The following is a 17,985-nucleotide window of genomic DNA, read 5'->3' as shown; positions in this document are numbered from 1 at the left end:
GACTATGAATCCGAGCGACCTGCATCCGCCGCACTGGCAGCTTTCCGAACGCGCCCGCAAGCTGACGAGCTCTGCGATCCGCGAGATCCTGAAGGTGACGGAACGCCCCGAGGTCATCTCGTTCGCAGGCGGCCTGCCCGCTCCCGCGACGTTCCCGGCCGAACGCATGCGCGCCGCGGCCGACCGCGTGCTGCGCGATGCGCCCGCCGCCGCACTCCAGTACAGCGCGACCGAAGGCTTCCTGCCGCTGCGCGAATGGATCGCCGAGCGCTACAGCGTGCGCGTGTCGCAGGTGCTGATCACGACCGGCTCGCAGCAGGCGCTCGACCTGCTCGGCAAGGCGCTGATCGATCCGGACAGCCCGATCCTCGTCGAAACCCCGACCTACCTCGGCGCGCTGCAGTCGTTCTCGCTGTACGAGCCGCGCTACGTGCAGGTGCCGACCGACGAGTTGGGCCTGCTGCCCGAAGGCCTCACGCCCGATCTGACGCAAGGCGCGCGCCTGCTGTACGCGCAGCCGAACTTCCAGAATCCGACCGGCCGCCGCCTGCCCGTCGAGCGCCGCCGCGCGCTCGCCGCGTTCGCGCAGTCGAGCCCGTTCCCGGTGCTGGAAGACGACCCGTACGGCGCGCTGAACTACCAGGGCGAGCCGCTGCCGACGATGCTGTCGATGGCGCCGGACCATATCGTGCACCTCGGCACGTTCTCGAAGGTGCTCGCACCGGGCCTGCGGATCGGCTACATCATTGCCCCCGAGGAACTCCACTTCAAGCTCGTGCAGGCCAAGCAGGCCACCGACCTGCACACGCCGACGCTCACGCAGCGCATCGCGCACGAAGTGATCAAGGAAGGCTTCCTCGACGAGCACATCCCGACGATCCGCCAGCTGTACGGCGCGCAATGCGAGGCGATGCTCGCGTCGCTCGCGCGCCACATGCCGGAAGGCGTCACGTGGAATCGCCCGGACGGCGGCATGTTCATCTGGGTGAACCTGCCCGCGCAGATCGACAGCATGAAGCTGCTCGAGGCCGCGGTCGCCAACCACGTCGCCTTCGTGCCGGGCGCGCCGTTCTTCGCGAACGACCCGCAGCAGAACACGCTGCGCCTGTCGTTCGTGACGGTGCCGCCGGAGAAGATCGAGGAAGGCGTCGCGCGTCTCGGCAAGCTGCTGCGCGAGCGTCTCTGATCCCCTTTTTCCTGTCACGACTCTCAACGAGGAATCGAACACATGGCTAACGTCTACGACAAACTGAAGTCGCTCGGCATCGAACTCCCGACCGCCGGCGCACCGGCCGCCGCCTACGTGATGAGCGCGCAAAGCGGCAACACGGTCTACCTGTCGGGCCACATCGCGAAGAAGGACGGCAAGGTCTGGGCCGGCAAGCTCGGCGCGGATCTGCAGACGGAAGACGGCAAGGCGGCCGCCCGCTCGGTCGCGATCGACCTGCTCGCGACGCTGCACGCGCACACCGGCGACCTGAACAAGGTCACGCGCATCGTGAAGCTGATGAGCCTCGTCAACTCGACGCTCGACTTCACCGAACAGCACGTCGTGACGAACGGTGCGTCGGAACTGATCGCCGAAGTGTTCGGCGACGCAGGCAAGCACGCGCGTTCGGCGTTCGGCGTCGCGCAGATTCCGCTCGGCGCGTGCGTCGAGATCGAACTGATCGCCGAAGTCGCGTAACGGGCGCATCGAGATGACCGGTCGTCTCGTCCGCTTCAAGCAGGTCGACGTCTTCACGTCGGTGCCGTTCAAGGGCAACCCGCTCGCCGTCGTGTTCGACGCCGATTCGCTCGGCGACGACGCCATGCTCGAGATTGCCCGCTGGACGAACCTGTCGGAAACGACGTTCGTCTGCACGCCGACCGATCCGGACGCCGACTACCGCGTACGGATCTTCACGACGGCCGGTGAACTGCCGTTCGCCGGCCACCCGACGCTCGGCACCGCCCATGCGTTCCTGGAAAACGGCGCGAGGCCACGCACGCCGGGCCGGCTGATCCAGCAGTGCGGGGTCGGCCGGGTCGCGCTGCGCGAGCAGGCCGGCGGCTGGGCGTTCGCCGCGCCGCCGGCCCGCGTCACGCCGCTCGACCGTTCGGACTACGCGGCGCTGGCTGCCGCGTTGCGCAGCGACGCGATCGACCTGGAAGCCGAGCCGTGCGCGGTGGACAACGGCGCGCCGTGGCTGGTCGTGCGGCTGACGTCGGCCGACGCGTGCATCGGCCTGTCGCCCGATCCGGCCGCGCTGGAGGCGCTCACGCACCGCTACGGCATGGACGGCCTCGCGGTCTACGCGCCGCACGCCGAAGGCGGCCCCGCGACGTTCGAAATCCGCTGCCTGATGACGGGCGGCAACTTCGGCTTCGGCGAGGACCCGGTCACCGGCAGCGCAAACGCCGCGCTGGCCGGGCTGCTGACGCGGCAGGAACGCCGCCCCGGCCAGTCGTATACGGCCCGCCAGGGTACGGCGATCGGCCGCGACGGCCGCATCTCCGTCAGCTATGACGAAGATGGCACCACGTGGATCGGCGGCCACGTCGTGACGGTCGTCGACGGCACCTTCCGGTCGCCCGTGTAACATTTCGCGATGTGCGCTGGCGCCGGCCCGCCGGCGCCCCTACGATTCGCCCAACTATCGCAAATGCGTTCCAGCCAGTAATATCGGGCCTAATCCGTTGTTTCGGAGGTCTGTCCATGGTTGCGTGTCCCGCGAACGAACAGACGTCGGGACAACCCGAACCATAGCCAGCCATCCTGACGGATGACGCACGCGAGCAGGACGCCGCCCTCTCAGATGAGCTCCGCCCGGTCAAACCACACGCCGCCGACCCGACCGCTGCGCGCGCCGCGCAAGTCGCGCCGGCGCGCGCTGTTCGCGATCCCGCTGCTCGGGATGCTGGCGCTCGCGCTGCTGTGGGCGGTGATCGTCGCGCGGCTGTCGGTCGAAAAGGACAGCGCGTACAAGGAAGCGGCGGCTTCTGCGGCGATCCTGTCGTCCGCGCTCGAACAGCACACGGTCAAGGCCATCCATCAGGTCGACCAGATCACCCGCTTCGTCAAGTTCGAATTCGAGAAATCGCCCGCGCACTTCAACCTCGCGAGCGCGGTCGAAAAAGGCGTCGTGCCGAGCGACACGCTGATCCAGGTTTCGCTCGTCAACGCGAAGGGCGTCCTGTTCGCGAACACGGCCGAACTCCATCCGAAGCCGATCAACCTGGCCGACCGCGAGCACTTCAAGGTCCACCTCGCGCACAACGACGATCGCCTGTACATCAGCAAGCCCGTGCTCGGCCGCGTGTCGAGCCACTGGACGCTGCAGATGACGCGGCGCCTGAACAATCCGGACGGCAGCTTCGCGGGCATCGTCGTGGTGTCGGAAGACCCGAGCTACTTCACGAACGACTTCTACAACAACGCGGCGATCGGCAAGGAAGGCGTGATCGCCGTGGTGTCCGACACGGGTACCGTCCTCGCGCGGCGAACCGGCTCGCTCAACAACGCGCCTGGTGCGTTCTCCGCGTCGGGCGTCTATCCGATCGCCGAGCGCGTGACGGGCACGATCATCGACCCGATCGACGGCGTGACGCGCATCGTGTCGTACCGCCACCTCGACGGCTATCCGCTCGCGGTGATGGTCGGGCTGTCGCAGTCCGAGGAATTCGCGGACTACTACCACACGCGCAACGTCTATCTGCTGATGACGAGCTTCATCACGCTCGCGATGCTCGCATTCTTCGGCGTCGCGACGGGGTTGATCGGCAAACTGCTCGGCCGCGAGCGCGAGATGACCCAGCTCGCCGAATACGACCTCCTCACCGGCCTCGCGAACCGCTACGCGACGCTGCGCGGGCTGCGCAACGACGTGTCGATGCCGGCCAGCCTGTCGCGGCTCGGCCTGCTGTTCATCGACCTCGACAACTTCAAGACCGTCAACGACACGCTCGGCCACAACGCCGGCGACATCGTGCTGCAGATGACCGCGTCGCGCCTGTCGGATGCCGTCGGCGACGAAGGGTCGCTCGCACGGATCGGCGGCGACGAGTTCGTCGTCGTGATGAAGGGCGACGACGTCGAACGGCGCGCGGTGCGGCTCGCGGAAGCGATCATCCGGATGTTCGCCGAGCCGTTCGACGTGCGCGGCAGTTCGTTCGTGCTGCACGCGAGCATCGGCATCGCGCTGCACACCGTCGCGAATGAAAGCGAGATCGACCTGCTGAAGAAGGCCGACCTCGCGATGTACAGCGCGAAGGACGCGGGCAAGAACTGCTACCAGTTCTACGCGCCGCACCTGTCGCATCGCGCGGACCACCTGATGCGCTGGGAACAGCAATTGCGCGTCGCGCTCGCCGAGGGGCAGCTGTTCCTCGCCTACCAGCCGAAGATCGACCTGACGCACCGCACGATCACCGGTTTCGAGGCGCTCGCGCGCTGGGATCACCCCGAGCACGGCATCATCTCCGCGAACGAATTCATTTCGATTGCCGAGTCGACGGGCCTGATCGTGCCGATCGGCGACTTCGTGATCCGCACCGCGTGCGAACAGATCGCGCGCTGGCGCGACGACGGCCACGACACGCTGACGCTCGCGGTCAACATCTCGCCGGTGCAGTTCTGGCGCGGCGACCTGATCGAGACGATTTCGCAGGCGCTGCAGGACACCGGCATCGAGGCGAACCGGCTCGAAATCGAGATCACCGAGACCGCGATGATGGAGTATCCGGAGCTCGTGTCCGAGAAGATCGTCGCGTTGAAGAAGCTCGGCATCCGGATCGCGCTCGACGATTTCGGCACCGGCTATTCGTCGCTGTCGTACCTGCACCGCTTCTCCGTCGATACGCTGAAGGTCGACCGCTCGTTCGTGCAGGCGATTCCGAACGATCGCAGCGTGTGCGTGATGGTGTCGTCGATCGTGCATCTCGCGCGCTCGCTCGGCCTGACGGTGGTCGTCGAAGGCACCGAAACCGAGGAGCAGATCGCATGGCTGTCCGCGCTCGGCGAGATCGAGGCGCAGGGCTTCCTGTTCTCCCGCCCCGTGCCGGCCGACGCGATCCCCGCGCTGATCACGCGCTTCGGCGTGCGCGGCGACCGGCCGAGTGTCCTCGCGCACCGCGCAACCGGCAGCACGGGCGCCTGAGCCCGCAGCTCCCGGCCCGCGCGGCTATGTTGCGCAGCACACCGATTATTTCGGTTTCCGATCCGGTTGTTTAGTTCATTAACTAGCGTTTTCGCGCATGGCAGTGTCACGATGCGCGGCGGACAATCGGGAGGGCCATCGTGTCGGCGGGCCGCCGGCACGTTTCCACGCGCGAGACCAGGCCCAGCGCCAACAGCACCGTCATGACAACCATCGAAGTCGAAGCGGCCGAACGTGTCGAACAGACACAGGCATCCCTATGGGCCTTGTTCAAGGTCGTGGCCGGCATTTCCGCCGTGTCGTGGGGCGGGCTTTCGATGATGGCGCAGCTCGAACGCCACTACGTCGACCGGTTGCAGCGCATCGAGCCGCACGTGTTCGCCGATCTCGTCGCGCTCGCATGGCTCGTGCCAGGCCCCGTCGGCTGCAATGTTGCGGTGCAGGTCGGCCAGACGCTGCACGGCCGCATCGGCGCATGGATCGCCGGCATCGCGAGCGTGCTGCCGTTCTCCGTGCTGATGACGCTGTTCGCGATCTTCTACCGCACGCCGATCGTGCGCTCGCTCGCGGCGCCGATGCTGATCAATCACTTCGGGATGGTGCTCGCCGCGCTGATCGGCGTCACGTGGGTCAAGCAGCTGCGCACGCTCGCGAGCACGCGGCTCGAACGGGCGATCGCGGCGCTCTCGACGATTCTGCTCGCTTTCGCGCATAGTCCAGCCGCTTTCGTCGGGATTCTCTTCGCTGCGTTCGCAGCCGGCTGGCTGACCGGGCCGCCGCAACACGACTCGGTCGACTTCACGCTGTCCAAACGCGACCGCAACCTGCTCGTGCTGCTCGCCGTGCTCGTCGCGCTGTTCGCGCTGCCGCTGCCCGGCGACTACCAGGAGACGCTGCTGTGGCCGCGGCTCGCCGGCGCCGGCATGACACTGTTCGGCGGCGGCTTCTCCGCGCTGCCCGTGCTCAAGACGCTGTTCGTGTCGCCGGCCACCGGCATCTCCGATCACGACTTCACGCTCGCGTTCGCGTTGTCGCCGGTGTCGCCCGGCCCGCTGCTGAACGTCGTGCCGTTTCTCGGCTACCTGACCGACGGCTGGACCGGCGCGCTGCTCGCGACCGCCGCGCTGTTCATTCCGTCGGGGTGTCTCGTCGTGTTCGCGCAGAACCATCTGTTCCGGCTCAAGCGCCACTCGCGCTTCGAGCACGGAATGCGCCTGCTGCGCGCGGCGACGACGGGTTTTCTCGTCGTCGCCGTCGTGAGGATCCTGCACCGCGAACCGGCCGATCCGGTCTACTGGCTCACGGGCGCCTTTGCGACGCTGTGCTTCGCGCGCTTCAAGGTGCCCGTGTACGCCGTCTACGGTGCGGTCGCGATCGTATGCGGCGGATGGCTGTTGTGGGCCGCCATCGCGCACTGACGGCAACCCCTCCCACCACCGCCGGCCGCTCGCCGCTCAGCTCGCCTGCACCGCGACGCGGCGTGCGACCCAGCGTGCACGCAGCGCGTCGTACGCAAGGTTGAAGCAGAACGTGTACGGCAGGAAGAACAGCACGATGCCGAGGTCGAGCAGCAGCGCCTCGACGAGGCTCACGTTCAGCCACCACGCGGCCACCGGCACCACCATCGCGACCAGGCCGAGCTCGAACACGACCGCGTGCGCGATCCGCATCCCGAGCGTGCGCGTGAGGCCGGCGCGGCGCTCGAAACGGTCGAACAGCGTATTGAACGTCATGTTCCAGGCCATCGCGATCAGCGACACCATCACCGTCAGCACGCCGACGTGCGATACCGGCATGTCGAGCAGCCACGCGCCGATCGGCGCGCACAGCGCGATCGCCACCAGCTCGAACGTCAGCGCGTGAACGAGGCGTTCCGTCACCGTTTTGTTCATCTGTTTCATGGTTCCCTCCAATTAATCGGTGCAACGTATGCCGGCCATTTTGATCGGCGCAACTGCATGAATCCAGTTTGATATCATCGGTTTTACCGATACAACGATGTGAGATCCACGCATGCGCCACGCCCCCGAAGCCCTGCTCGCCTTCGCCGAAGCCGCGCTGCTCGGCTCGTTCACGGCCGCCGCGCGCAAGCTCGGCAAGCGCCAGTCGACGGTGTCCGAAGCGATCGCGAACCTCGAGATCGATCTCGGCGTGCAGCTGTTCGACCGCTCGACGCGCACACCGACGCTGACCGATGCCGGACGCGCACTGCTGCCGCAGGTGCAGCGCGCACTGGAAGCCGGCGCGGCAATCGACCGCACCGCCGCGCGGCTCGCGCAGGGGGAGGAAGCACGGCTGACGCTCGTCGTGTCCGATACGTATCAATCGAAGCGTTACGAGGAAACCTTGATGGCGCTCGAGCGGCGCTTTCCGACACTGGAACTCGAATGCCAGATTGCCGAACACGAGGACGTGCTCGACCTGATCCAGCAGGGCCGCGCACAGCTCGGGCTGATGGCCGCGCGCGCCGTCTACCCGCCCGATATCGGCGCGGCGACGGTGGCGGAGGAATCGGAGATCGGGCTGTTCGTCGGGCGTACGCACGCGCTGGCGGCCTGCGGCGACGCTGACGTGCCGCATTCGGCGCTGCGCGACGCACGCGAGTTGCGCCTCAACACGTACGTGAAACCGGAGGATCGCGGCGCCGACGACCGGATCGTCATCGGCACGCAGCGCTGGCTCGCGCCGAGCTACCTGATGCTGCTGGAGATGGCGGTGCTGGGGTTCGGCTGGGCCGAGCTGCCGCGCTGGATGGTCGAGCACTTCGCGCGCGATCGCCTCTGCGAGCTGCGCTCGCGCGGCTGGCCGCGCCGCGTGCGGGTCGATGCGGTGTGGTCGCGCAACCGGCCGCTCGGCCCGGCCGGCGCGTGGCTGCTCGACGCGATGCTGGCCGCGTAGCGGCGCGCGGCATCGCGCCGGCGGCAGGCGCCGAACGGCGCCGCAAGGTCAGGCGTTCGCGCTCAGAAGCCGCGCGACAGCACGGCCGCGCCGATCGTCACGACGCCGAGCACGAGGTTGACGACGACGAGCAGGCGCACCGTGTTCACCGCGCGCGCGCCGTCCGGCCAGTTCTGCGCCTGCACTGCGCGGCGGATGCGCGGGAACAGCGCGAAGCGGATGTGGCCGAAGATCAGCATCATCACAACACCGAGCCCCGCCATCGCGTGCAGCGTCCACGTCGCGTGCGCGCCGCCGAATGCCGTGAGCAGGAAACCGCCGGACAGCAGGATCACGATCACCGAGCCCGACACCCAGTTGAAGAAGCGGCCGAACACGCCCTCGATCAGCGGCAGTCGCAACTGCGGCGTCAGGTCGGACAGCGCCGGGCGCAGGCAGAAGTTCGCGAAGACCATCCCGCCCACCCACACGGCGACGGCCAGCAGATGAAGAAACAGCGCGACGGCAACGGCGTGGGACATGGCGGCAATCCTGGTATGAGTTGAGTGCAACGAACGGCCGCGTCACGCGCGGTCTCGAGCGACGTTCGACCGGCGCGCCGCCGCGCGGTTCAGACCCTTGGCGGAATTTCACAATATTTTGCAAGTTCCGCGTGACGGCGCCACTCGCGCTTACCTGAGTGCGTCGCGCAAAAAAGAACCGGCCGCACGCCCGCCGAAGCGGAGGTGCGGCCTTCGATGCCGGTCGAACCGGCCAACGGATGCGGCGTCAGCCGAGCAGCGGACGCAGCTCGTTGACGACCTTGAGCTTCGTTTCCGGCGCGCGGCCCTTGCGTGCACGCTTGCCGACGTGCGGCGCGAGCCCCGCGTACGACAGCGTTTCGTCCTGGGCCTTGCCGCCGCGACCGGTGCCGATCAGCACGACGCCGGCCGGGTCGATCGCGAGCGCCTGCACGAGCGTTTCCTTGTCGTCGAGCGCCATCAGGATCACGCCGCGACCGCCGCCCGACAGCGTTTTCATCTCGTCCATCCCGAACACCAGCAGACGGCCGCCGCTCGACAGACATGCGACCTGCGTCGCGTTCGGCAGCATGGGCATCGGCGCGAGCGGCACCGCGCCCGCATCGATGGTCATGAACGACTTGCCGGCCTTCACGCGGCTCACCATGTCGCCGACCTTCGCGAGGAAGCCGAAGCCGTTGCTCGACGCGAGCAGCAGTTGCTGGTCGGCCGGCGCCGCGTAGTAGTGCATCAGGTGCGAGCCCGACTCGAGCTCGATCAGCGACGTCACCGGCACGCCGTCGCCGCGCCCGCCCGGCAGCACCGACACGTCGACCGAGTACACGCGGCCGCTGCTGCCCCACGCGATCAATCGATCGGGCGTGCGGCACTGGAACGCTGCATACAGGTGATCGCCTGCCTTGAACGAGAAGCCGGCCGGGTCGAGCCCGTGGCCCTTCAGCGCACGCACCCAGCCCTTCTGCGATACGACGACCGTCACCGGCTCGTCGACGACCTTCGCCTCGAACGTCGCGCGCTTTTCCTGCTGGATCAGCGTACGGCGATCGTCGCCGTACTGCTTCGCGTCGGCCTCGATCTCCTTGATCATCAGCCGCTTCATCGCGCTTTCGTTCGCGAGCAGTTCCTCGAGCTTCGCCTTCTCGTCGCGCAGCGCCTCGAGTTCCTTCTCGATCTTGATCTTCTCGAGCCGCGCGAGCTGACGCAGGCGAATTTCGAGGATGTCTTCGGCCTGGCGGTCGCTGAGACCGAACGCGCTCATCAGCGCGGCCTTCGGCTCATCCGACTCGCGGATGATGCGGATCACCTCGTCGATGTTCAGGAAGACGATCATCCGCCCTTCGAGGATGTGGATGCGGTCGTCGACCTTCGCGAGACGATGGCGGCAGCGGCGCGTCATCGTCAGCTGGCGGAACTTCACCCATTCGTCGAGGATCGTCAGCAGCCCCTTCTGGCCCGGCCGGCCGTCGGCGCCGATCATCACGAGGTTCAGTGTCGCGTTCGACTCGAGACTCGTGTACGCGAGCAGCGTGTTCACGAATTCCGTCTGGTCGATCGTGCGCGACTTCGGCTCGAACACGAGCCGCACCGCCGCTTCCTTGCCCGACTCGTCGCGCACCGCGTCGAGCAGGTCGAGCATCGCCTTCTTGGTGTTGAGCTGCTCGGGCGTGAGCGTCTTCTTGCCGAGCTTGAGCTTCGGGTTGGTGAGTTCCTCGATTTCCTCGAGCACCTTCTGGCCCGACGTGTTCGGCGGCAGCTCGGTGACGACCAGCTGCCACTGGCCGCGCGCGAGATCCTCGATCTTCCAGCGCGCGCGCACCTTCAGGCTGCCGCGGCCGGTTTCATAGGCCGCCGCGATCTCGGTGTCGCTCGAGATGATCTGACCGCCGCCCGGGAAGTCGGGGCCGGGGATCAGGTTCATCAGCTCCGCGTGCGTGAGCTTCGGATTGCGGATCAACGCGACCGCCGCCGCCGCGACCTCGCGCAGGTTGTGCGACGGAATCTCGGTGGCGAGACCGACCGCGATGCCCGACGCGCCGTTCAGCAGCACGAACGGCATGCGGCTCGGCAGCGTCTTCGGTTCCTCGAACGAGCCGTCGTAGTTCGGCATGAAGTCGACCGTGCCCTGGTCGATCTCGTCGAGCAGCAGCTTCGAGATCGGCGTGAGGCGCGCTTCGGTGTATCGCATCGCCGCCGCGCCGTCGCCGTCGCGCGAGCCGAAGTTGCCCTGCCCGTCGATCAGCGGATAGCGCAGCGAGAAATCCTGCGCAAGACGCACGAGCGCGTCGTATGCCGACTGGTCGCCGTGCGGGTGGTATTTACCGAGCACGTCGCCGACCACGCGCGCCGACTTCACCGGCTTCGCGTCCGGGCCGAGGCCCATTTCGTTCATCGCGAACAGGATCCGGCGCTGCACCGGCTTCTGGCCGTCGCACACGTCGGGCAGCGCGCGGCTCTTCACGACGCTGACCGCGTAGCTGAGGTACGCCTGCTCCGCGTAGTTGCCGAGCGTCAGCGCATCGGCGTCCGGTGCGTCGGATCCGGCGAAGAGATCGGAAGTATTGTCGTCCATCTGAATTCCGTATTCGTAAGTGGCGTGAGGCCGGGCCGGGCGTCATGCCCGGCCGCGCGGGTTTAGATGTCCGCTTCGACGTCGTTGCCCTTTTCCTCGAGCCAGCCGCGTCGCGCGGCTGCCTCGCCCTTGCCCATCAGCATGGTCATTCGCGCGACGGTCGCCTCGTAGTCGAGTTCGCCGAGCTTCACCGGCATCAGGCGGCGCGTGTCGGGGTTCATCGTCGTGTCCCACAACTGCTCCGCGCTCATTTCGCCGAGACCCTTGAAGCGGCTGATGCTCCATTGCGTTTCGCGCACGCCGTCCTTGCGCAGCTTGTCGAGCGTCGCCTCGAGTTCGCCTTCGTCGAGCGCATAGAGCTTCTGCGCGGGCTTCTTGCCGCGCGCGGGCGCATCGACGCGGAACAGCGGCGGCCGCGCGACATGCACGTGACCGCGCTCGATCAGCTGAGGGAAATGCTTGAAGAACAGCGTGAGCAGCAGCACCTGGATGTGCGAGCCGTCGACGTCCGCGTCCGACAGGATGCAGATCTTGCCGTAGCGCAGGTTCGACAGGTCGACAGTGTCGTCGGGGCTGTGCGGATCGACGCCGATCGCGACCGAGATGTCGTGCACCTCGTTGTTCGCGAACAGGCGGTCACGCTCGGTTTCCCACGTATTCAGCACCTTGCCGCGCAGCGGCAGGATCGCCTGGTATTCCTTGTCGCGGCCCATCTTCGCGGAACCGCCCGCCGAGTCGCCCTCGACGAGGAACAGTTCGTTGCGCGCGATATCTTCCGTCTCGCAGTCGGTCAGCTTGCCCGGCAGCACCGCGACGCCCGAGCTCTTGCGCTTCTCGACCTTCTGGCCGGCGCGCGTACGCGCCTGCGCCTGCTTGATCACCAGCTCGGCGAGCTTCTTGCCGTGCTCGACGTGCTGGTTCAGCCACAATTCGAGCGCCGGACGCGAGAACGACGATACGAGCTTCACCGCGTCGCGGCTGTTCAGGCGCTCCTTGATCTGCCCCTGGAACTGCGGATCGAGCACCTTCGCGGACAGCACGAACGACACGCGTGCGAAGACGTCTTCCGCGAGCAGCTTCACGCCCTTCGGCTGCAGGTTGTGCAGTTCGACGAAGCTCTTGACCGCCTGGTAGAGACCGTCGCGCAGGCCCGACTCGTGCGTGCCGCCGGCCGGCGTCGGGATCAGGTTCACGTACGACTCGCGCACGAGCGATCCTTCCTCGCTCCATGCGACGACCCACGACGCGCCTTCCCCTTCGGCGAAGGTTTCGTCGGTCGAACGCGCATCGGCGAAGCGCTCGCCTTCGAACAGCGGAATCAGCAGCTCACTGCCGTTCATCTCGTCGAGCAGGTAGCCGCGCAGGCCGTCCTCGTACTTCCACGCCTGGCGCTCGCCGCTCTTCTCGTTGACGAGCACGACCTCGACGCCCGGCAGCAGCACGGCCTTCGAGCGCAGCAGACGCTGCAGCTCGCCGAGCGGCAGGTTCGGCGAATCGAAATACTTCGGATTCGGCCAGACCTGCACGCGCGTGCCGGACTTCTTCTCGCCGCGGCCCGCGCCTTGCGTCGCGAGCGGCTTCACGACGTCGCCTTCGGCGAAGCCGAGCTCGGCGATCTTGCCGTCGCGCCAGACCGTCACGTCGAGACGCGTCGCGAGCGCGTTCGTCACCGACACGCCGACGCCGTGCAGGCCGCCCGAGAACGTGTACGCGCCGCCGGCGGCCTTGTCGAACTTGCCGCCCGCGTGCAGGCGCGTGAACACGATCTCGACGACCGGCACGCCCTCTTCGGGGTGCATCCCGAACGGAATGCCGCGGCCGTCGTCCTCGACCGACACCGACTGGTCGGCATGCAGCGTGACCGTGATCTGCTTGCCGTAGCCGCCGAGCGCCTCGTCGGACGCGTTGTCGATGACTTCCTGAATGATGTGCAGCGGATTTTCGGTACGGGTGTACATGCCGGGCCGCTGCTTGACCGGCTCGAGACCCTTGAGCACCTTGATCGATGCTTCGCTATAGGCCGCGCTGGGCTTCTTCGTTGACATAGGCGCTGAATTTCGTCATTCATCGGGACGTTGTCCACACCTCGTGTGGATAACGTCGTGGACAAAACGTTGAGTTCCGTAAAAAAGCGAATCGAAACAACGGTGTGCTTGGACTGCTCCGAAAGCGGGCGCGCGGCGTTCGCTGCGCTGCCCGGGACGCGCGGTATTTTACTGGTTCCGCGTGGCGCGCCGTCGCAAGTTCACTCACACGGCGCACGGGGCGTCAGACCGGCTTGCGCTTTGCCTCGAGCGTCTCCCACCGTTCGAGCGCGGCGAGGAGCTCGTCGTCGATCGCCGCGAACCGCTCGGTCAGGCGCGTGCCTTCCTGCGGATCCTTCGCGAAGATCGAACCGTCCTCCAGCTGCGCGTTGATCGTCTTCTGTTCTTCCTCGAGCGCCGCGATCTTCTCCGGCAGCGCATCGAGTTCGCGCTGCTCGTTGAACGACAGCTTCACCGTGCGCTGTGCGTTGCGGCCGGCCGCGCTTTTCGCCGCGTCTTCCTTGATCGGCGCCGCTTCCTTCACCGCGCGCTTCGCCGCCTCCTGCTGCGCGAGTTGCTGCGAACGCTCGCTCTGGATCTGCCAGTCGGTGAAGCCGCCGACGTATTCGCGCCACTTGCCGTCGCCCTCGGCCGCGATCACCGACGTGACGACGTTGTCGAGGAACGCGCGATCGTGGCTGACGAGCAGCACCGTGCCGTCATAGTCGGCCAGCAGTTCTTCGAGCAGTTCGAGCGTCGGGATGTCGAGGTCGTTGGTCGGCTCGTCGAGCACCAGCACGTTGGCCGGCCGCGCGAACAGGCGCGCGAGCAGCAGCCGGTTGCGCTCGCCGCCCGACAGCGACTTCACCGGCGAGCGTGCGCGCTCCGGCGCGAACAGGAAGTCGCCGAGATAGCTCATCACGTGCTTGCGCACGCCGCCGATCTCGACCCACTCGCTACCGGGGCTGATCGTGTCGGCCAGGCTCTTTTCCTGGTCGAGCTGCGCGCGCATCTGGTCGAAATAGGCGACCTGCAGGTTCGTGCCGGTGCGCACCGTGCCCGCGTCGGGCTTCAGTTCGCCGAGGATCAGCTTGAGCAGCGTAGTCTTGCCGGCGCCGTTCGGGCCGACGAAACCGATCTTGTCGCCGCGCATGACCGTCGTCGAGAAGGTGTCGACGACCGTGCGATCGCCGTAGCGCTTCGTCACGTCCGTCAACTCCGCGACGATCTTGCCCGACTTCTCGCCCTGCGCGACGTCGAGCTTCACGTTGCCCTGCGAATTGCGGCGCTCCGCGCGCTCGTTGCGCATCTGCACGAGGCGCGCGATGCGGCCGACGCTGCGCGTGCGGCGCGCCTCGACGCCCTTGCGGATCCACACTTCTTCCTGCGCGAGCAATTTGTCGAACTTCTCGTTTTCCACGCGCTCGACTTCGAGCTGCTGCGCCTTGCGCGTCTGATACGCGGAGAAATTGCCCGGATACGACAGCAGCCGGCCGCGGTCGAGCTCGACGATGCGCGTCGCGACGCGGTCGAGGAACGCGCGATCGTGGGTGATGAACAGCAGGCCCGCGCGCTGCGAGACGAGCAGTTCTTCCAGCCAGCGGATGCCGTCGAAGTCGAGGTGGTTGGTCGGTTCGTCGAGCAGCAGCACGTCGGGCTGGAGCACGAGCGCGCGCGCCAGCGCGACACGCTTCTGCATCCCGCCCGACAGCGCGTCGACCTGCGCGTCGCCGTCCGTCAGGCCGATCTGCGCGAGCGTCATCGACACGCGCGTACGCCAGTTCCATGCATCGTGCGCATCGAGCGACGACTGCAGCGCGTTCATCCGCGCGAGCAACGCGTCGTGCTCGGCGCCTTCGGGCGTCTCCGCGAGACGGTGCGCGATCGAATCGTATTCTTCGAGCACTTCCCGCGTGTGCGTGAGCCCCGACGCGACGGCGTCGAACACGGTCGCGCCCGGTTCGAATTCGGGCTCCTGCGGCACGTAGACGGTCACGAGCTCCTGCTGGCGCGTGATCAGCCCGTCGTCGGGCTTCGCCAGGCCGGCGACGATCTTCAGCAGCGACGACTTGCCCGCGCCGTTGCGACCGATCAGGCCGACGCGCTCGCCGGCCTCCAGCGAGAAATCCGCGTGATCGAGCAACGCGACGTGACCGAACGCGAGTTGCGCGCCGGTAATGGAATAAAGCGACATGGGGAGACGGCGAAGAGAGAAATCGGAAGCGCCCATTGTACCGGTGGCGGACGCCTGCGCCGGGATGGCCGGACGGACTAGGCCGGTGCGCGGTTCATTTCGTGCCGCGGCGGCATGACGGCGCGCCCGGCGGACGGGGCCGGCATGCGACGCGGCGATGTTGCGCAGCCCCCGCGGCGGGCATCCGGCCGCAGCTTCCCGGCCGGGTGCCTGCATGCGGGCGGTGCGATTACTTCACGTTGACCGAGATCGTCGAGCTCAGTTCGGGACCGTACGAACGGTGCGCGCCGTCGCCGAGCTGCAGCGTCAGCGTGTGCTGGCCGGGCGGCAGCGTCACGTCGGTTTCGGTCTGGCCCTTGCCGAAGTGCAGCGAATGGTCCGTCGCGGGGATCACGTCGCCCTTCGGCACCGGCTTGCCGTCGATCAGCAGGTGATGGTGGCCCGTATCCGGCGTCATGTCGCCGGCCGGCTTGAGCCCCATGCCTTCGAGGCCGAACTTCACGTGCACAGGGCTCGACACCGTCGCGCCGTCCTTCGGCTCGACGAAAAACACGCGCGCCTCGGCACGCGCGAGCGTCGACACGGCCAGAGCCGCGACACATACCGCACCCGCGATCCACTTCTTGTTGAGCATCGTTTACTCCTTCAGATTGAAAGGCTCACGAAGCATACACTGCGTGCCCGGCCCGCGCGATGACGCCCGTTGTTCGCGATGCGCACGTTTAAAACGACGTTGCAGAGGCGTTCGGCGAAATTCCGGTACCATTGCGCCTTTCGTCCGCCGGCCACGCCGCGGACGGCATCACAGATTTTCATCATTCCGAGCACCACATGAGCGAAGTAACCGAATACCAGAGCTGGGTCTGCCTGATTTGCGGGTGGGTCTACAACGAAGCGGAAGGCCTGCCCGACGAGGGCATCCCCGCCGGCACCCGTTTCGCCGACATTCCCGCCGACTGGCGCTGCCCGCTGTGCGACGTGGGCAAGGAAGATTTCGTCGTCGTCGATTTCTGATTCGGGCTTCCGGACACGATCGAGCGCGCGCGGCGCGCATCGGCACGCATTCCGTCCGCCGATGCGCCGCGCGTTTGCTATACTCTGCGCGCTGTCCACATCGCCGTCCCGTTCGCGTCTTCTGTGCGTGAAACTGCGGACATGGCTCTCCCCGTAGTTCAATGGATAGAACAAGCGCCTCCTAAGCGCTAGATACAGGTTCGATTCCTGTCGGGGGGACCAGAGATCCTCCAAAGTTTCACCAGCTTCGCCACATAAACCCCGTCACACTTGGCTGTGCGGGGTTTTTTGTTGCAAACTTCCACCAGCGACCACCAGTGGAAACAACCCCCGACTTGGGGTTCTTTTGGGGGCTTCGCAAAACACCTCCTTCAGACAACCCCCGAGGCACCAGCACATGGCGCTTTCCGACCTCAAGGTCCGCACGGCCAAGCCTGCAGAGAAGCAGCAGAAGCTCTATGACGGCGGCGGACTGCTGCTGTTGATCACGCCGGCCGGCGGTAAACGATGGATTTTCAAATACCGCATCGACGGCAAAGAGAAGAGCCTCGCGCTCGGCACATATCCGGATGTATCGCTCGCCGAGGCCCGCAGTCGACGCGATAGCGCCAGAGAGAAGCTCGCCGCAGGTCTGGATCCAAGCGAAGCCAAGAAGGCGGACAAGCGGGCTGCGCAATTGGCCGCGGCCAGTTCGTTCGAGATCGTCGCGCGAGAGTGGTTTGAGACGCAGCGCGGCGGATGGTCGGAAGTCTATGCTGGCAAGGTCATCAACTGTCTCGAAGTCGACGTATTCCCTCGACTCGGCGCTCGCCCTATCGCGAGCATCGATGCACCCGAGCTGCTTGCGATCATCCGCACCGTCGAATCTCGAGGCGTTCGCGAGACGGCCAAGCGGGTGCTGCAGCGTTCGCGTGCCGTGTTTCAGTACGGCATCATGACCGGCCGCTGCACTCGAAATCCGGCGGCCGACATCGACGCCGAAACCGTGTTGAAGAAAAGCACTGGCGTCCAGCATATGGCGCGCGTGAAAGTTACTGAGATCCCACAGCTAATGCGCCACATTGACGAATACTCGGGCGACCTGGTCACCCGGCTCGCGTTGCGGTTCATGGCGTTAACGTTCGTGCGGACAAAGGAAATGATCCAGGCCGAGTGGCCAGAGATCGATTTCGACGCTGGGGAGTGGCGCGTGCCAGCGGAGCGCATGAAAATGCGCGACCCGCACATTGTCCCCCTTTCTCGGCAGGCTCTCGATGTACTCGCCCAGCTCCGCATGATCAATGGCCAGCATCGGTTTGTGTTCTACAGCGTGCAGGGTCGCAGCCATATCTCAAACAACACGATGCTGTATGCCCTGTATCGGATGGGTTATAAATCACGCATGACCGGGCATGGTTTCCGCGGCCTTGCCGCGACAGCGCTGCGCGAACTGGGATATAACCGCGACGTCGTCGAACGTCAGATGGCGCACGCAGAACGCAACCAGGTCACTGCCGCCTACGTCCACGCCGAATATCTGCCTGAGCGTCGCAAGATGATGCAGCACTGGGCCGATCGCCTCGATGAATTACGTGTGGGCGCGGCAATCCTTCCATTTCCGTCTCTCGGGTAGCGAATTCCTGTCCGA

Annotated in this window: 14 protein-coding genes and 1 tRNA gene; 9 read left to right on the top strand and 6 right to left on the bottom strand. The window is 66.5% G+C overall.

From position 1 onward, the window contains the following. Window positions 1-4: 4 nt before the first annotated feature. From WS87_RS05785 to WS87_RS05765, 5 genes are all read left to right on the top strand, one after another. The gene (locus WS87_RS05785; RefSeq protein WP_059820609.1) at window positions 5-1,186 is read left to right on the top strand and encodes an aminotransferase-like domain-containing protein; all 1,182 of its coding nucleotides are present in this window, start codon (window positions 5-7) and stop codon (window positions 1,184-1,186) included. Window positions 1,187-1,228: 42 nt separating this feature from the next. Continuing rightward, window positions 1,229-1,687, top strand: a complete 459-nt coding sequence (locus WS87_RS05780; RefSeq protein ID WP_059820608.1) for a RidA family protein — start codon at window positions 1,229-1,231, stop codon at window positions 1,685-1,687. Window positions 1,688-1,700: 13 nt separating this feature from the next. Beyond that, a complete protein-coding gene (locus WS87_RS05775; RefSeq protein ID WP_059820607.1) occupies window positions 1,701-2,582 on the top strand; it encodes a PhzF family phenazine biosynthesis protein in 882 nt (293 codons plus the stop codon). Between the two features lie 216 nt (window positions 2,583-2,798). After that, on the top strand, window positions 2,799-5,138 hold the full coding sequence (locus WS87_RS05770; RefSeq protein WP_059820606.1) for a bifunctional diguanylate cyclase/phosphodiesterase: 2,340 nt from the start codon (window positions 2,799-2,801) through the stop codon (window positions 5,136-5,138). A gap of 203 nt (window positions 5,139-5,341) precedes the next feature. Further along, window positions 5,342-6,556, top strand: coding sequence for a chromate transporter (locus tag WS87_RS05765; protein WP_059820605.1), 1,215 nt, complete (start codon window positions 5,342-5,344; stop codon window positions 6,554-6,556). Between the two features lie 36 nt (window positions 6,557-6,592). On the opposite strand, the gene WS87_RS05760 is transcribed toward WS87_RS05765, so the two are convergent. Beyond that, complete coding sequence (locus WS87_RS05760) at window positions 6,593-7,039, bottom strand: multidrug/biocide efflux PACE transporter (RefSeq protein WP_059527391.1); 447 nt, start codon at window positions 7,037-7,039, stop codon at window positions 6,593-6,595. Between the two features lie 112 nt (window positions 7,040-7,151). Here WS87_RS05760 and WS87_RS05755 point away from each other — a divergent pair, with 112 nt between their 5' ends. After that, window positions 7,152-8,036 (top strand): LysR family transcriptional regulator, encoded by an 885-nt coding sequence (locus WS87_RS05755; RefSeq protein ID WP_059527394.1) that lies wholly within the window; start codon window positions 7,152-7,154, stop codon window positions 8,034-8,036. Window positions 8,037-8,098: 62 nt separating this feature from the next. Here the strand turns inward: WS87_RS05755 and WS87_RS05750 are convergent, their stop codons facing one another. From WS87_RS05750 to WS87_RS05725, 5 genes are all read right to left on the bottom strand, one after another. Continuing rightward, a complete protein-coding gene (locus WS87_RS05750; protein ID WP_059448642.1) occupies window positions 8,099-8,557 on the bottom strand; it encodes a CopD family protein in 459 nt (152 codons plus the stop codon). Window positions 8,558-8,804: 247 nt separating this feature from the next. Then, a complete protein-coding gene (gene parC / locus WS87_RS05745) occupies window positions 8,805-11,126 on the bottom strand; it encodes a DNA topoisomerase IV subunit A (protein ID WP_059820604.1) in 2,322 nt (773 codons plus the stop codon). 62 nt (window positions 11,127-11,188) lie between these two features. Continuing rightward, window positions 11,189-13,171 (bottom strand): DNA topoisomerase IV subunit B, encoded by a 1,983-nt coding sequence (locus WS87_RS05740; protein WP_059820603.1) that lies wholly within the window; start codon window positions 13,169-13,171, stop codon window positions 11,189-11,191. A 223-nt stretch (window positions 13,172-13,394) separates the two neighbouring features. Then, on the bottom strand, window positions 13,395-15,344 hold the full coding sequence (locus tag WS87_RS05735) for an ATP-binding cassette domain-containing protein (RefSeq protein WP_059820602.1): 1,950 nt from the start codon (window positions 15,342-15,344) through the stop codon (window positions 13,395-13,397). Between the two features lie 229 nt (window positions 15,345-15,573). Further along, entirely contained in the window at window positions 15,574-15,978 is a 405-nt protein-coding gene (locus WS87_RS05725; protein WP_059528288.1) for a DUF4399 domain-containing protein, read from the bottom strand. A gap of 197 nt (window positions 15,979-16,175) precedes the next feature. Between WS87_RS05725 and WS87_RS05715 the strand changes: the two genes are divergently transcribed. The 3 genes from WS87_RS05715 to WS87_RS05705 all read left to right on the top strand — a co-directional run bounded on the left by WS87_RS05715 (window position 16,176) and on the right by WS87_RS05705 (window position 17,970). Further along, the gene (locus WS87_RS05715) at window positions 16,176-16,358 is read left to right on the top strand and encodes a rubredoxin (protein ID WP_006478164.1); all 183 of its coding nucleotides are present in this window, start codon (window positions 16,176-16,178) and stop codon (window positions 16,356-16,358) included. Between the two features lie 147 nt (window positions 16,359-16,505). Next, a tRNA-Arg gene (locus WS87_RS05710) sits at window positions 16,506-16,580 on the top strand. A 175-nt stretch (window positions 16,581-16,755) separates the two neighbouring features. After that, window positions 16,756-17,970, top strand: coding sequence for a tyrosine-type recombinase/integrase (locus tag WS87_RS05705; protein ID WP_059820601.1), 1,215 nt, complete (start codon window positions 16,756-16,758; stop codon window positions 17,968-17,970). Window positions 17,971-17,985 lie beyond the last annotated feature (15 nt).

Source organism: Burkholderia sp. MSMB0856, assembly GCF_001524645.2.
GTDB lineage: Bacteria > Pseudomonadota > Gammaproteobacteria > Burkholderiales > Burkholderiaceae > Burkholderia > Burkholderia diffusa.
This window is presented reverse-complemented; position numbering and strand designations above follow the sequence as displayed.